The sequence below is a fragment of the Streptomyces apocyni genome (assembly GCF_009739465.1).
Classification (GTDB): Bacteria; Actinomycetota; Actinomycetes; order Streptomycetales; family Streptomycetaceae; genus Streptomyces; species Streptomyces apocyni.
The window spans coordinates 324,866-339,832 of the sequence record NZ_WHOM01000078.1; the positions used below are offsets into that span (position 1 = coordinate 324,866).

Annotated in this window: 14 protein-coding genes; all 14 read right to left on the reverse strand. The window is 69.6% G+C overall.

Annotated elements, in window-relative coordinates:
• Positions 1–2: 2 nt before the first annotated feature.
• The 14 genes from ddaH to GCN81_RS30160 all read right to left on the reverse strand — a co-directional run bounded on the left by ddaH (position 3) and on the right by GCN81_RS30160 (position 14,957).
• Positions 3–869 (reverse strand): dimethylargininase, encoded by an 867-nt coding sequence (ddaH, locus tag GCN81_RS30095; protein WP_156727705.1) that lies wholly within the window; start codon positions 867–869, stop codon positions 3–5.
• Positions 870–880: 11 nt separating this feature from the next.
• A complete protein-coding gene (locus tag GCN81_RS30100) occupies positions 881–1,624 on the reverse strand; it encodes a 4'-phosphopantetheinyl transferase family protein (RefSeq protein WP_231627073.1) in 744 nt (247 codons plus the stop codon).
• Positions 1,621–3,450 carry an asparagine synthase (glutamine-hydrolyzing) gene (gene asnB / locus GCN81_RS30105; protein WP_156727706.1) on the reverse strand — a complete coding sequence of 610 codons (1,830 nt, stop codon included), beginning with the start codon at positions 3,448–3,450 and terminating at the stop codon, positions 1,621–1,623. The genes GCN81_RS30100 and asnB overlap by 4 nt, the downstream gene beginning before the upstream one ends.
• Before the next feature lie 2 nt (positions 3,451–3,452).
• Positions 3,453–4,280, reverse strand: a complete 828-nt coding sequence (locus GCN81_RS30110) for an alpha/beta hydrolase (RefSeq protein ID WP_231627074.1) — start codon at positions 4,278–4,280, stop codon at positions 3,453–3,455.
• Between the two features lie 65 nt (positions 4,281–4,345).
• Positions 4,346–5,986, reverse strand: coding sequence for an amino acid adenylation domain-containing protein (locus tag GCN81_RS30115; protein WP_197287847.1), 1,641 nt, complete (start codon positions 5,984–5,986; stop codon positions 4,346–4,348).
• Between the two features lie 37 nt (positions 5,987–6,023).
• Positions 6,024–7,163 (reverse strand): acyl-CoA dehydrogenase family protein, encoded by a 1,140-nt coding sequence (locus tag GCN81_RS30120; protein WP_197287848.1) that lies wholly within the window; start codon positions 7,161–7,163, stop codon positions 6,024–6,026.
• Between the two features lie 10 nt (positions 7,164–7,173).
• Positions 7,174–8,547: a TrpB-like pyridoxal phosphate-dependent enzyme gene (locus tag GCN81_RS30125; RefSeq protein WP_231627075.1), complete on the reverse strand. Its 1,374-nt coding sequence runs from the start codon at positions 8,545–8,547 to the stop codon at positions 7,174–7,176.
• Positions 8,544–8,852, reverse strand: coding sequence for an acyl carrier protein (locus GCN81_RS30130; RefSeq protein ID WP_156727709.1), 309 nt, complete (start codon positions 8,850–8,852; stop codon positions 8,544–8,546). Before GCN81_RS30130 ends, GCN81_RS30125 begins: the two co-directional genes overlap by 4 nt.
• 71 nt (positions 8,853–8,923) lie before the next feature.
• Positions 8,924–10,369, reverse strand: a complete 1,446-nt coding sequence (locus GCN81_RS30135; RefSeq protein WP_197287849.1) for an amino acid adenylation domain-containing protein — start codon at positions 10,367–10,369, stop codon at positions 8,924–8,926.
• Entirely contained in the window at positions 10,366–10,554 is a 189-nt protein-coding gene (locus tag GCN81_RS30140; protein WP_156727711.1) for an MbtH family protein, read from the reverse strand. Before GCN81_RS30140 ends, GCN81_RS30135 begins: the two co-directional genes overlap by 4 nt.
• Before the next feature lie 85 nt (positions 10,555–10,639).
• Positions 10,640–11,479: a methyltransferase domain-containing protein gene (locus GCN81_RS30145; protein WP_156727712.1), complete on the reverse strand. Its 840-nt coding sequence runs from the start codon at positions 11,477–11,479 to the stop codon at positions 10,640–10,642.
• A gap of 55 nt (positions 11,480–11,534) precedes the next feature.
• Positions 11,535–12,848: an MFS transporter gene (locus GCN81_RS30150; protein ID WP_197287850.1), complete on the reverse strand. Its 1,314-nt coding sequence runs from the start codon at positions 12,846–12,848 to the stop codon at positions 11,535–11,537.
• A gap of 118 nt (positions 12,849–12,966) precedes the next feature.
• Entirely contained in the window at positions 12,967–13,797 is an 831-nt protein-coding gene (locus GCN81_RS30155) for a pyrroline-5-carboxylate reductase family protein (RefSeq protein ID WP_156727713.1), read from the reverse strand.
• Positions 13,794–14,957 carry a pyridoxal phosphate-dependent aminotransferase gene (locus GCN81_RS30160; RefSeq protein ID WP_197287851.1) on the reverse strand — a complete coding sequence of 388 codons (1,164 nt, stop codon included), beginning with the start codon at positions 14,955–14,957 and terminating at the stop codon, positions 13,794–13,796. Before GCN81_RS30160 ends, GCN81_RS30155 begins: the two co-directional genes overlap by 4 nt.
• Positions 14,958–14,967: the final 10 nt, after the last annotated feature.

The window sequence follows — 14,967 nt, forward strand, 5'->3', positions numbered from 1 at the left end:
AGTCAGCAGGAAGCCCCGTCAAGGTGCACGGCTGGGTGCAGTTCGAGGGTGCAGCACTTGGCTCCGCCACCCGCCTTGAGGAGTTCCGGCAAATCCATCCCGAGAGGGTTGAATCCGCGCTCCCGCAACCGCGCGGCGAGAGAAAGCGCGGCCTCGGGCAATATGACATTCCGGCCGTCGCTGAAGGCGTTGAGGCCGAACACCGCCGCATCCTCCGCGCCGGCCAGGATCGCGTCTGGGAACATCTCCCGGAGCACGGCGCGGCTGCCCGGCGAGAACGCGGCCGGGTTGTACATGACCTCGCCGGGCGCAAGCACGCACAGCGCCGTGTCCAGGTGGTAGTAGCGGGGGTCGACCAGCGTCAGTCCGACGACCGGAACCCCGAAGAATTCCTGTGCCTCGGCGTGCGAGCGCGGGTCGGTACGGAATCCGGTGCCGGCCAGCAGCGTGCGGCCCGCCAGCAGGTAGTCGCCCGCGCCTTCGTTGACGTACTCCGGCCACAGCACGTCCGGGAAGCCGTTGTCGGTGAACCACCGCAGATAGGCAGGGCCCTCCGCGGTCCGCTCCAGATGCCGGAAGCGGGAGCCCAGGACCTTGCCGTCCACCACGGTGGCGCCGTTGGCGGCGAAGACCATGTCCGGTAGGTCCTCATCAGGCTCGATCAGTTCAACGGTGTGACCCAGCGACACATACAGGTCCCGCAGCTGCTCCCACTGCAGGCGTGCCGCGCCGGCGTCGACCGGCTTCGCCGGGTCCATCCAGGGATTGATGCTGTAAGTCACGTCGAAGTACCGGGGCGAACACATCAGCAGGCGCCGGGACACCGCTTCGCGGGCCGTATCCACAGTAGGGGCAGAGGTGTCGGACATGGCTGGTCCCTTCATGAGCGGCAGATGGCCGAGTGGGGCGGAGCGGCTGTGGTGGCGGCGCCGTGCGGAAGCGCGGTCACCGGTGCGTCGACAGCCACCGAGGTACCGATCAGGCTGCCCTCGACGGTCCAGCGTCCGGTCATGGCCATGAGGGGCCGACCATCGAGCACGCACCCGGCCGCGTACAGGCGGGCGTGGAAGGTGCGCCGCAGCGGGTGGATGATGAGGGCGGCGTCGTGGAACCCCAGCCAGCTTTGGGCCAGCGGGGACCAGGCCTTGTAGACGGACTCCTTGGCGCTGAAGGTCAGTCGGTCCCAGTGCACTGTGGGGTAGCGGGCCGTCAGCTGCGCGAGCCGTACCAGTTCCTCGGGCCGGGCGACCTTGGGCAACAGGCCAGCGGGCAGCGGTAGGTGAGGCTCCGCGTCGATGCCGAGCGCGGCGAAGTCATGACACCGGGCAACCGCGGCGGCCCGGTATCCCTCGCAGTGCGTCAAGCTGCCGACGATTCCGGAGGGCCATCGGGGCTCCCGCCGAGGACCGGGCAGGATCGCTGCGGGAGGTACTCCGAGCTTCTCCAGGGCCTGTCGCGAGCAGCGGCGGACGGTCCGGAACTCGCTGACACGCTGCGGCGCCGCGCCTCGCGTCACCGCTTCCTCCTCTGGGAACAGCTCGCTGGCAGCCGAGTCGTCGAACGCCTCCTCCCAGACCGCCGATGGCGGCAGGATCCGGCCGATCACAGAGCGTGGACTGGTCACAGCGTGACGCGCACCTGGTAGGACCGCAGCCACTGGTTCATTTCCAGCAGATAGGACAGGCTGATGGCCGGTGTCACGGCGGTGATGGGTCCGGGCAGGCCCTCCAGTCGTGAGGTGACGACCGCGCGGACCTTCTCCCGGTCGAGCAGCTCGAAGACGGGGGCGTTCGGCTCGGCCAGCAGGTCCAGGACGAGTTCCCTCATGCGCGCCACATACTGCGCATTGCGGCTCGCCGGATACGCGCTCTTGGGCCGGTTCACCACCTCGTCGGGAAGCAGCCCGGCCGCCGCCCCTCGCAGCAGGGCCTTCGCCGTCCCGCCGTACGCCTTGAGTTCCGGAGGCACGTCGAACAGGTACTGGGCCAGCCGGTGGTCGGCGAACGGGACCCGGACCTCCAGGCCGAGCGCCATGCTCAGCCGGTCCTGCCGGTCGAGCAGGCCTGGCAGCCAATGCGTCAGCCCCAGGTGGAACACCTCGCGCTGCCTGCGCCGCACCGGGTCCTCGCCCGGCAGCGACGGAACCGCGCCGAGCGCCTCGTGGTAGCGGTCCGCCTCGTAACGCCCCGGTTCGACGGCACGGCGCACGTCCTCGTGCAGCAGGAACTCGGGCTGGCGCCTGCCGTGCATCCAGGGGAACGAGGAGTGCCCGACGAAGTCCTCCTCCAGCTGCCACAGATAGCCGCCGAACATCTCGTCGGCGGCCTCTCCGGAGAGCGCGACCGTGCAGTGTTCACGGATGGTCCGGAACAGGAGGTACATCGAGGTGTCGAGGTCGCCCCAGCCCGGCAGGTCGCGGGCGCCGACACCGACGTCGAACCGCTGGACGAGATCGTCGACACTGATGTCGGTGACCAGGTGGTCGATGCCGAGGGAGCGGGCCACCAGCTCTGCGTACGGGCCGTCCGGGCTGGGCCGCCAGGCGTCGGACCCGGGCCTGCCCGCGGCCGGTGGGTTGACGGAGAACCCGGCGAGACGACCGTCAAGTTCCCGGGCCGCCAGCGCGGTGACCACGCTGGAGTCGATGCCGCCCGACAGCAGAGTGCCCACGGGGACATCCGCCACCACCTGATGCCGGACGATGTCGGTCAGCAGCTCGCGCACCCGCGAGGTGGTGGCGGCGAAGTCCTCGGTGTGCGGTCCGGCCTCCAGCTGCCAGTACGGGATCTCGCGCGACCCCGACCGGCTGACGACGACCATCCGTCCAGGTCTGACCTCTTTCATCCCGCGGAAGGTGCCGTGTCCCGGTGTCCTGGCGCGGGGCACGGACATCAGCTCCGCCACGCCCTCCCGGTCGAGTTCGGCCGTGAGGTCAGGGTGGGCGAGCAGTGCCTTGGGCTCGGAACCGAACACGATCCCGTCGCCGGCCTTGGCGTAATACAGCGGCTTGATGCCGAAACGGTCCCGGACCAGGAGCAGTTTCTCGGTACGTCGGTCCCAGATCGCGAACGCGTACATGCCGTCGAGTCGTTCGGCGAAGCCGGTGCCCCACTGCAGATAGGCGGTCAGCAGGACCTCGGTGTCCGAGCGGGTGGTGAACGTCCAGCCGTGGGCGGCGAGTTCGGCACGCAGCTCGCGGAAGTTGTATATCTCGCCGCTGAAGGTGAGCACGGCCAGGCCACCGTCCCGCCCCGTGCGGGCCATCGGCTGCTCGCCGCCCTCGATGTCGATGACGGCGAGTCGGCTGTGGCCGAGGGCGGCGTGCCCGCGGACCCACACGTCCTGTGCGTCGGGACCGCGCGGGGCCAGTGTCTTGGTCATGCCGCGGACAACCGGCTCGGACCGGGTCAGGTCCTGTTCCCAGTCGACCCAGCCTGCGATGCCACACATCGTCAGTTCCTCCTCAGTTGATCGTCGACGAATTGCAGGGAGCGGGGCAGAGCGTGGTCCAGGAAAGTGAGGTCATGGGCGCCCGGGCGTTCGTGGTACTCCGTGACGACGCCCGCCCGCCGCAGCGCCCCGGCCATCCGGCGGTTCATGGCGGTGATCCTCGGGTAGTCCTCCGTACCCACGTCCACGTACACGACGGGGCGTGGGCCGGCCGGGAGCGCGGCCAGCAGCGCATGCGGGTCGTACCGCCGCCGCACCACGCTGCCGACCGGACCCCATACCCGTTCATGCGCCTCGACGGACGGGATCGCGAGATCGCGGGCTCCGCGAAGCTGCCGGTAGGGGTCGCCTTCCCGCAGCGGGGCCTCGAAGGCTCCCGCATGGCTCACCACCACCCCGTACGTCCCGGGATGGCGCAGCGCCTGCATCAGCGCCGCCGCGCCACCCATCGAGAATCCACCGATGGCCCGCCGCCCGGGACCTACGTGCACGGCGTAGGTGTCCTCGACGAAGGGCAGGAGCTCGCCCTGGAGGTAGTCCTCGTAACGAAAGCCCCGGTGATCGTTGATGAACCAGCGACGGCCGCTCTCCGGCAGTACCACCATCAGACCGGTCCCGTCGAGGTGTTCAAGGAGCCGGGTGCGGCTGAGCCACGTCTCCCTGCTGCCGCCGAAGCCGTGCAGCAGGTACAGCACCGGCACTCCGGTCGCGCAGCCGCCCGGCACCAGCACACTGACGCGCTTGTCGACGCCCAGCGTGGTGCTCGGCCATTCCCATGTCTCCACGCTGTACGAGCCCGCCCGGTACTTGCTCACCAGCTTCCGCGGCACGCCGTATCCCCCTTGGCTGCCCACTGATCCCCCGCTCTTCCCCCGTCCGGTAGCGGCGCGGCTCGTCATAGCGCGGCGAGGCGGGCCATGGACCGCCGGTCGACCTTGCCCGTGGACGTGTAGCTCAGTGCCGGGACGGTCTCGATGCGTTCCGGGACCATGTAGCCGGGCAGGCTTTCGCGGCAGTGACGCCGCAGGCCACGCTCCTCGGGCCGGGTCCCACTCGCCGCCGTCACGAAGGCCACAAGCCGGGGCTGGCCGTCCGGCCCCGGGGCCACGAGACAGACGGCCTCGCGCACTTCCGGCCTGCTGTCCAGGGCGGCCTCGATCTCACCCAGCTCGATCCGGTGTCCCTTGACCTTGACCATGCCGTCGTCGCGGCCCACGAAGGTGTACTGGCCGTCGGTGCCGCGACGGACGATGTCCCCGGTCCGGTAGTAGTGCACACCGTCGGACTCGAAGGTGCTGTGCGCGGTCTTCGCGACGTCATTCCAGTAGCCCCGCATCACCGAGCCTCCCGCGACGCAGAGTTCACCAGTGGCCTCGACGGTCGCCTCGCCAGTGGCCGACAGCACCAGTCCGGTGCGGTCCAGCAGTACGGACGTCGCGTACGGGCACATCCGGCCGATCGGAGGTGCCTGGACGGCCCCTTCCACCAGGTCTTCGGAACCGACGCGGTGATACGTGCAGACGTTGGTCTCGGTCGGGCCGTACAGGTTGTAGAGCGCTGCGTCCTTCGGCAGAACCGCGGCGAGCTGCCGCAGGTGCCGCACCGGGTACTCCTCCCCGGCGAACGCCACGACCCGCAGCCGAGACCCGGACAACAGGGCGCTGTCAGCCGCCTCGGCCATCCGCCGGAGCGCGGTGGGAACCGAGTACCAGACGGTGACGCGCTGGTCGGCGACGAACCGCAGCAGCGCGGTACCCAGACCCTGCCAGTGGTCGGGAACCAGCGACACACAGGCCGCGTTCGAGCTCGCGCCGAACAGGTCCAGGACCGACAGATCGAAGTGCAGCGGCGCGTGGCTCGCCAGTACGTCCTCGTGGCTCAGGGAGAACTCGTCGGCGGCCCAGTCGACGAACGCACGGGCGTTGCCGTGGGTGAGCACGACCCCCTTGGGTGCCCCGGTCGACCCGGACGTGTAGAGGATGTACGCCACGTCGTCCGGACCGTCCGGTACGCGGACCCGGGGGGCGCCCGCGTACCGGACGAGGGTGTCCTCCCACGACGCGGCGGCCCGGTCCCCGGAGCTTTCCGGGCTGTCGCCGACGAGCAGCAGTGCCGGCGATTCCCGGGCCCCGCGGTCCGCTCCTCCCGTACGCACCAACTCCCGCAGGCTGGCGGCACGTTCGGGCGTGGTGATCAGCCAGGCCGCGTCGCTGTCAGCGAGCACGCGGGCTACGCGCCGGGGCGGCGCCGTCGGGTCGAGCGGCACATACGCGGCCCCAGCGCGCAGCACCGCGTGGATGGCGGCCACCGCCTCGACGGATTTGTTGAGCCAGACTCCGATCCGCGCGCCGGGCCTAAGCCCACGCCGGAGGAAGAGGCTGGCCACGCTGTTGCTGATCTCGTCGAGTTCGGCGTAACTGACCTGTCGGCGCGGATCGCGAACGGCGGGCCGCCCCGGGTGCTCCCGCACCGACCTGGCCAGGCCGACCGTCAGCGTGCCGTCGTCACCGGCGCCGCCACTGGCACTGTCGGTCAAGAGCTCCACCGTGCCCCCCGAACGCTCCATCGCTTCCTCACCTCAATCCGAGCTTTGCCGCCACGACATCCCGCTGCATGTCGGACGTCCCCGACGAGATCCGGGTACCGAGCGCGTCCGACAACCGCCGCGCGATCCCGGCGCCCTCGGTGTAGCCGTAGCCGCCGAACACCTGCATCGCGTCCTCGAAGGTGGCCACGGCTGACTCGCTGACGTGCAGCTTCGCCAGTTCCGGGAGGGCGGACCCGCGCTCTTTGCCCCCGGCGGCCCGGTCCAGTTCCCAAGCGGCCGCGCGGACCAGTCCGCGGCTGGTCTCCAGCCGCAGCTGCATGTCCACGATCCGGTTCGACACCGACTGGAACGAGCCGATACGCCGTCCGAACTGGCGCCGTGTACGGGCCCGTCGGACGCAGTCGTCGATCTGCCGATCCATCGCTCCCAGCAACGGAGCGAGTAGCAGAGTCCGTTCCCAGGCCATCACCGTGGCGAAGATCTGCGACCCCTGCTTCTCCGCGCCCAGCCGCATGCTCGCGTCGACCACGCAGTCGTCCAGTACCACCTGGCCCCATGAACACGAGACCAGTCCCGCCTTCTCGTGCTCCGGCTCCACGCGCAGCCCCGGGTGTCCGCGCTCGACGAGGAACGCGGTGACGCCGGTGAAGCCGAACTGCGTGCCCAGCGTGGCGTAGACGAGGAAGACGTCAGCGTCGGGGGCGTTGGTGACGAAGCGCTTGCGTCCGTTGAGGACATAGCCGCCGCCCTTCGGTCGGGCGGTGGCCTCCATGGCGAGGGCGTCCGACCCGGAGCCGGTCTCGGTGATGGCGTGGGCGCCGACCGAGCGGCCGCTCGCGAGGGCGGGCAGGTAGGCGCGCCGCTGCTCGTCGGTCCCGTATGTGAGCAGCGGGATCTCCACGGCCCAGGTGTGCGCGCCTGCCGAGACGAGTAGCCCGGTGTCGGCGCAGCCGTATCCGAGGCCCTCCAAACCGACCGCGCAGGTGAGCGCCGAGTGGCCAAGACCGCCGTACTCCTCGGGGATGGGCAGGGCCATGACGCCCGCCTGGGCGAGGACCGCCCAGTCCGGGTCGGCTCCGCTCGTCTCGTCTGTCTCCCGTTCCGCGGTCAGCCGACGGAGCCGGTCGTACAAATCGCGCTGGTCTGGTGTCCAGTCGAGGTCCACAGCCAGCTCCTCACTCGCCTGCGGGCCGGGAAAGCGAGGCCAGTGCCCGCTCGACCTCGGCGTCGGCGACGGAGTCTTCCTCCAGGAGGCCCTGCATCCACTTCTCGTAGGACCCGAGGTCCATGAGCCCGTGGCCGCTGAGGTTGAACAGGATCGTCTCCGGGGTGTTGGTCTCCCGCGCCCGCTCTGCCCGGTCGATAACGTGCCGGATGGCGTGCGCCGACTCCGGGGCCGGGATGACCTGTTCGGCGCGGGCGAAGGCCGCGCCCGCCTCGAAGACGGCGCGCTGCCCGTAAGCGACCGCGTCGACGAGACCCTCGTGGTACATCCAACTGATCACCGGCGCCGCACCGTGGTAGCGCAGTCCGCCCGCGTGGATCGGCGAGGGGATGAACCTGTGCCCCAGCGTGTACATCTTGGACATGGGTGTGTTGCCCAGCGCGTCGTGGTGATCCCAGGTGTAGACGCCCCGGGTCAGTTTGGGGCAGGACTTGGGCTCGACGGCGACCAGCCGGGCCCTGCGTCCCGTGGTCACCGAGTCCCGGTAGAAGGGCATGGTGAGGCCGGCGAAGTTACTGCCCGCGCCCAGCGCGGCGACCACCGTGTCCGGATAATCCCCGAGCGCCTCCAGTTGGGCGAGCGCTTCCTGCCCGATCACCGTCTGGTGCAGCAGTACGTGGTTGTCGCCGCTGCCTGCCGAGTACCGGACCCCGTCGCCTTCGTTGGCGTACTCATGGGCCTCGGAGCTGGCCACGGACAGGCTGCCGGCGCATTCGGGATCGTCCGCGACGATCGACGTGCCCGCCTTGGTGGTGACGCTCGGACTGGGGATGACGCGGGCACCGTTCAGCTCCATCAGCAGGCGCCGCTGCGGCTTCTGGTCGTAGCTGCACCGCACCATGAAGACGGTGCACGCCATGTCGTACGCGGTGCACGCCATAGCCAGCGCGGTGCCCCACTGGCCCGCCCCGGTGCCGGTGACCAGCTCGCGCACGCCGGCCTTCTTGTAGTAGTACGCCTGCGCGATGGCCGAGTTCAGCTTGTGGCTGCCGGACGGACTGGCCCCCTCGTACTTGTAGTAGATCCGCGCGGGGGTACGGAGCATCCGTTCCAGGCGGTGGGCCCGCACCAGCGGGGTGGGGCGCCACCGTTCGTACTCGGCTCGGACCTCGGCTGGGATGTCGATGAACGGCTCGTTGCTGACGCTCTGCCGGTAGATCGACAGAGGGAGCTGCGGGCGCAGTGCGTGACTCCCGGCCCGCTGTGCGGGCCTGCGCTCCTGCGGCACGTATCCCGCCAGGTCGGCGACGACGTTGTACCAGTGGGTCGGGACCCCGCCTGGTGTGTGGTGCACGGGGTGCGGCATGCCGGTGCTCACCGTCACTGGGGTACTCCTTGTCCTGCCGGGTCGGCCTGGGCCATGGCCACGCCTGCCACGTCCAACTGGCCGAGCACGAGTTCGACCAGGCTGCCCACGTCGACGAGATCAGCCGACATCACGGCCTCATCGTCGATCTCGCAGCCGAACACCCGCTCCAGCTCGGTGATGAGCCGGAGCAGGGTCAGTGAATCCAGACTGATGGTCGTCGAGTAGAGCGAGAGACGGTCGTCGATGTCCCCGGGACGGAAATCGACGTCGAGTGTGTCGACGAGGACCTGTTTGACCTGTGCGGAGATGGAATCTGTCATGGTGTTTCGCTCCCAGGGCAGGACGGGGCCGTGCCGGTGAGTGGTGGCGGGGAGTCTGCTGATCAGTGTGCTCAGCGCGCGGCGAGGGGTGCGGGGTCCGCGGCGGCACGGCGAACGACGAACGCGATCAACTGGCCGTGGTTCTCGGTCACCACGGCTTGCGCGATGTCGGGGTGGGTCTGCAGGACGGCCTCGATCTCGCCCGGTTCGACGCGATGGCCGCGGATCTTGAGCTGGTGATCGGTGCGGCCGACCACGACCAGTCGGCCGTCTGGCAGCAGCCGCCCAAGGTCACCGGTGCGATAGCGGCGCCCGTCGGGGTGGTCGAGGAAACGTTGCGAGGTCAGATGCGGGTCCTGGAGGTAGCCGGTCGCGAGCCCGGCGCCAGTGACGTACACCTCGCCCCGCCCACCCGGCGAGACCGGTTGCCCCGCCTCGTCTAGCACCAGGATCCCGGTGCCTTCGATCGCCGTGCCGGCGGTGATCTCCTCGCCCGTACGCAGCTCCGTGCCGGTACACCATACGGCTGCCTCGGTTGGCCCGTACTCGTTGTACAGACGGGTCATCGGCTGGAGCCTGGCGTGTTCGGTGACCAATTGCGGCGGGCACGGTTCACCGGCCACGAGGATGGCCGCGGGCCCGGCGGAGGGACCCGGCAGCCTGCGCAGCGCGGTGCGATAGTGCGACGGGGTCATCGCGGTGTGCGAGATCCGTTTGTCGCCGGTCAGCATGGCGTCGACGGCGGCCATGATCCCGTCGAGGGAGGCCGGCGCCAGTTCGGCCGTGCCGCCGGACGCCAGAGCCCACCAAACGCAGCCGATGGCGGCGTCGAACGTCATCTGCCAGATCATCAGGAACCGGGTCACTGGCTCCGGGTAGTGGCGGAACCGGGCGAGGGTGGTGCTCACGATCGCCCGGTGGGACACCACGACACCCTTGGGCTCCCCGGTCGAGCCGGAGGTGAAGATGATGTACGCCGTTTCCTCGGGGTCCACCTGGATGTCTGGGCGGCGGGCGCTGCGCTGATCGAGACCCACGGTGCTGTACAGCGGGGTGAGCTCGGCCAGGACATCACGGCCGACTGTGGAATCCGTACGTACTCCGTTGCCCGCCCCGGTGCCTGCGGCCACGTCCCACGCAGTGCCGGTCTCTGGACCTCCGTCGTCCGTGAGGACGGCCGCGGCCCGAGTCCGTTCGGCCAGGTACCGCAGCCGCGCCGCCGGAGCGGCGGGGTCGACAGGCACATGTACCGCACCGGCCTTGTAGACGGCGAGCTGGGCCACGACGGCCCGGCTGCCACGCGGGAAGGCGCACAGCACCGCCTGCCCTGGCCGCAGCCCGCCTCCCGTCAGCTCGTGGGCCACGTGGTTGGCGGCCTCGTCGAGTTCGCGGTAGGTCAGGCTGCCGTCCTCGCCCACGACGGCGACGGCGTCCGGAATCCGGTCGGCCTGCCGCTCGAAGATCTCGGTGAGGGTCCGGCCGCGCGCGACGGCCGGTCCGTCCGCCGCATCCTTCACCGGGCCGGCACCTCTTCCCGGATACTCCGCGGGCGCATGTCCGTCCACACCTCGGCGATGTGCGCCAGACAGGCCGCCTTGTCACCGGTGAAGCCTTCGCGGCGCCAGCCGCCGGGGACGGCGAGCCGAGCGGGCCAGATCGAGTACTGCTCCTCGCCGTTCACGACGACCATCTGCATGTCCATGGGTTCTCCTCGGGACGGAAAGCGGGAAAGGCCGGAGGGCCGGGCCGCACCGGCGTCCGGTGCGGCCCGTGCTCACTACGGGGCGTCAGCGACGGGGCTTCACGGCCTCGACGAGGATGTGGTAGCCCAGGTGGTTGAACGGCGGGACGTCACCCAGGTTCTTCTCCAGGGCACGCACCACACCGGCGACGCCGTTGTCCTGCAGCACCTCGTCGGCGAGCCAGGCGGAGATCGTGGAGTTGCCCCGCAGATGCGTCACGGTCATGCCGGAAGCGGCACACAGCGCGTTCAGGTCCTGGGGGGTGAAGCTGTACCACGGCGCGGTGAGGTCCTTGCCGCCGCGCGTCTTGGTGAACAGCAGCTGCTTCGCCTCGACATCCGTGATGTCCACGGCGGCGAAGCGGTCGCCCTTGAAGAACTGCTCGAACAGGCCGTTCTTGACGCCGATGACCAGGCGGCCGCCGGGACGGAGCACACGGGCCACCTCTGCGAAGACCGCCTCGCGGTCCTCGAGCGGGATGTGCATCAGCGCCAGCATGCTGGTCACCACGTCGAATGAGTTGTCCTCGAAGGGAAGGTGCGCCATGTCCCCCTCGTACAGGTCCCCGGACAGACCCCGAGCGGACAGCTTGGCCTCGGTGACGTCCAGCATGGCCCGGGAGATGTCGAGGCCGGTGACCTGGACGCCGGCCTCGGCCATGGGAACGGTGAACCGTCCCGTACCGCACCCCATGTCCAGCACCTTCTGACCGGCGCGCACCTTGCTGAGCACGAAGTCACGCTCGGCCTGGGTGAAGCCCTCGTCGGTGGGCCCGCTACCCGGGATGCGCTCGTCGTACTCGGCGGCCACCTCCTGATAGACCGAGCGGACAGCTACCTTCTGCTCCTCGGCGAGACCGGTCGGCGCGTTCTCCAGGATGGTCACAGCATTCCCCAATCAGCTTTTGCGAGTGAATTTAGGATTCCCAGGACTTCGGGCCTTATTTCGAATTCAAGCTAGCAGGTCCTGGTGAATCCGCAAGCTCTTTCTTTGAACTCATTTTCTGCCAGCAGACACGAAGGGCGACAAGGGCAGCCGGAAGGAAAATGACCACACCGGCAAGCACAAAACATGCCGCCACCGAGAATGGGGCCAGAAGCAGCCCGAAACCTGCGGAACCAGCGGCGTTCCCGGTATTGAAGGCGCTGCCCACCCAGGTGTTTGCCTCGGTCGAATTCCCCTCTGGATTCACCTCACCGGCTCGGAGATAAGCGGTCGTGAGGGCAGGCGATATAAGGAATCCCGCACCGGCGATGACAATAGCGAGCATAACCATTCCACCGGCCAGTCCCGCAAGTGCGCAGAAGAAACTCAGTAGAACGGCGAGCAACGGCAGGCGTATCTGGTTGGAAAGACGCCAGCTCACTGCCCCGTAAAGGAGACCGCCCAGGACGCTGCTCACCGAAAGCGCCGCCTGGATCCAGGACACCGAGGCCACACTGCCGTGTTCGTCGGCGAACGCCACCGTCAGCAGACTCAGCGCACCGAGTCCGGCGCCGAGGCCCGCCGTGATGACGACCGGTTCGAGCAGGCCGCCTCCCGGCCAGAAACGGCGCGACGGCCCGGCTGGTGCCGCTCTCGGCCCGCTCTGCCGGTCTCCGGGCACGGCCCGGTCCTCCCGCTCCGTGGGCGGGCCGAGGTGCAGGTCCGCCACGACCGGCGAGGCCACCAGCGCCGCGGTGCCGATCAGCAGCAGTGCGGCGCTGAACGCGACGCCCAGGGCCGGGTCCGCGAAGGCGGTGAAGGCTCCGGCGAGCAACGGGCCCACGACGTAGATCAGTTCCTCCGTCACGGTGTCCAGGGCGTAGGCCCGCTGGAGGAGTTCACGGTCGGACGGGATCACAGCCGCCCACAGGGAGCGCATGAACGGGCCGACCGGCGGTGCGGTAGCTCCGCTCGCGCCACCGAGGATCCACAGCATCGCTCGGGGGGCCCCCGGTTCCCAGGCCACGACGGCGATGCTGCCCAGCAGCACCGCGCAGACGCAGGCCATCGGCAGCAGCGCCCGACGCGCGCCGTACCGGTCGACGAGCCGGGCCCGGAAGGGTGCCAGAACGGAACTGGTCAGACCGAAGAGGGCGAGTACCCCGCCAGCCATGGTGTACGAGCCGGTCGCGGCACTGACGGTCAGGACCAGCGCCAGGAAGACGGTGCCGTAGGCCAGCCGAGCGACCAGCGCGGCCAGGAAGGTGCGTGGCGCATGGGGGATCTTGAGAATGTCCAGATAGGACACGGTCTTTGCGGACGAGGACACAACGATGCTCCTGTGACGGACGGGAGTCGGGCCGATGACAGGTCTGGCGGTACGCTCCGGGGCCGTAGCGGGGCACTTGCCTACCGGCCGCGAAGAGGCGCGGGCAGCCGCGGATTCGTCACATGGGCGCGCTCTCCTCCCGCGCGGGCATCCGCGCCAGTGACAGGTTCACCGCCGCCGTCAGCGCGTCCGCGACCCGCTTCGGCAGATCGGATCGCTCCAGGGTCTCCAGCGCCTGCCGGGTCATCCCGCCAGGTGAGGCAACGGAGTCGATCACGTCCTCGGTGCTGTGCCCGGTCCCCGCCAACAGCTCACCGGTCCCCCGTAGGGCGTGCGCGGTCAGCTGTTCGGCTAGGCGGGCCGGCAGCCCCTGTCCCGCCGCCGCGTCGGCCAGTGTCCGCGCGTACTGGGCCAGCAGCGCGGGGCCGGCTCCGGACAGCGCGCTGACCGTCTCCATGTGTTTCTCGTCCACCAGGAACGACCCCCCAGTCCGACCGAACAGGCGCTGAACAGCAGCGAGATGACCGGGGCCGGCTCCCGGTCCGGCACACAGCACCGTGGCCCCCGCGCACGCGGCCACCGCCACGTTGGGGACGGCACGCACCACCGGGGCGCCGTGCCCAACCGCCTCGGCCACCCGGTCGGCCGGCCAGGAGGCCACCAGGGACAGCAGCAGCTGGCGGCCCCCGAGGCTGGCTCGGATCTCCCGCAGCACCTCGGCTGCCGCGGGCGGGTCCACGGCGAGCACAACCAGGTCGGCCCGCTCCACCGCCTCGGCCACAGTCGCCGTCGCGACCGTCCCGAAACCCTCCGCGAGGGCGCGCGCGCTTTTGCCGCCCCGGGAGACCCCGCGCAGGTTCTGCGCCGGCCAGCCCGATGTGACCAGGCCCTCGACCATGGCCCGGGTGATCCGGCCGCAGCCGATGAAGGACACGGTGGTGATGGTCATCGGACCGCTCCGGTGCTGGTTTCGTCGATCAGATCGCAAATGGCGCGCACTCCGCGCAGCAGCCGATCCTCGGGTTCCGCGCCGATCGAGACGCGGATGAACCCCTCACACGAGGCGCCGTAGGCGGCGCCCGCGACGACACTCACCCGGTACCGGCTGAGCAGTTCCTCGGCGAACTCCGTCGAACCGAGCGAGGACCGGCCCAGCGAGGCGAAGAGATAGAACGTGGAGTCGCCGGGCAGACACTCCACACCGCGCGCGGCGAGGGCCGCGGCGACCCGCCCACGCCGTTCCACCATGGCGTGGATCTGCGGCCTGGTGGAGGCGAGCACCGCTTCGAAGTTCTCCGCAAGGTACTGGCACAGGATCGTCGGTGCGCAGGTCACCAGGTGCTGCTGGAGTTTGGTCACCTGCTCGATGAGCCCCTCGCCCGCGATGAGATAGCCGACACGCCAACCCGAGATGCCGAAGTTCTTCGACATCGAGTTGCAGATGACGGTGTGCTCCCTGTCCGGGTCAAACGCCCCCGTGGAGACGAACGGTTCGTGGTCCGGCACGAACTCGCTGTAGACCTCGTCGGCGATGAGCGCCAGGCCGTGCTCATCGGCCAGCTCGTGCAGCCGGCGCAGCTCCGCCGCCGTCAACCGCCGACCGGTGGGGTTGTGCGGGTTGTTGATGACAACGGCCCGGGTACGCGGGGTGACTCGGGCGGCGATGTCTTCCACGGTGCCGCCCCACGGCACGGTGACCGGTATGCCCCGGCAGAGACGGACCTGGTCGGGGTAGCTCACCCACAAAGGTTCCGGGACGATCACCTCGTCACCGGGCTCGACGAGCGCGGTAAGGGCCATGAAGACCGCGGCCTTGGACCCAGCGGTGATCATGATCTCCCGGTCGGGGTCAACGGGAGTGCCCGACCCCTCCTCGTGGTACTTGGCCAGCTTCTGCCGCAGCAGAGGTACGCCTCGCGAGTGCGAGTAGTGGTGAGCGGCGGGCCCGAGTTCGTCGAAGGACGGGGTGGGGATATCGAAGAAGGCCTCGCCGAGGGAGAGTGTGATCACATCCGCTCCGTCGGCTCGCAAGTCGTAGACCCGGTTGTTCTGCTTGATCGAAGCCGCCTCCGAAAGGCTGTCCACCAGGGTCGAATGACGTAGTGCCACTGTGTCTCCT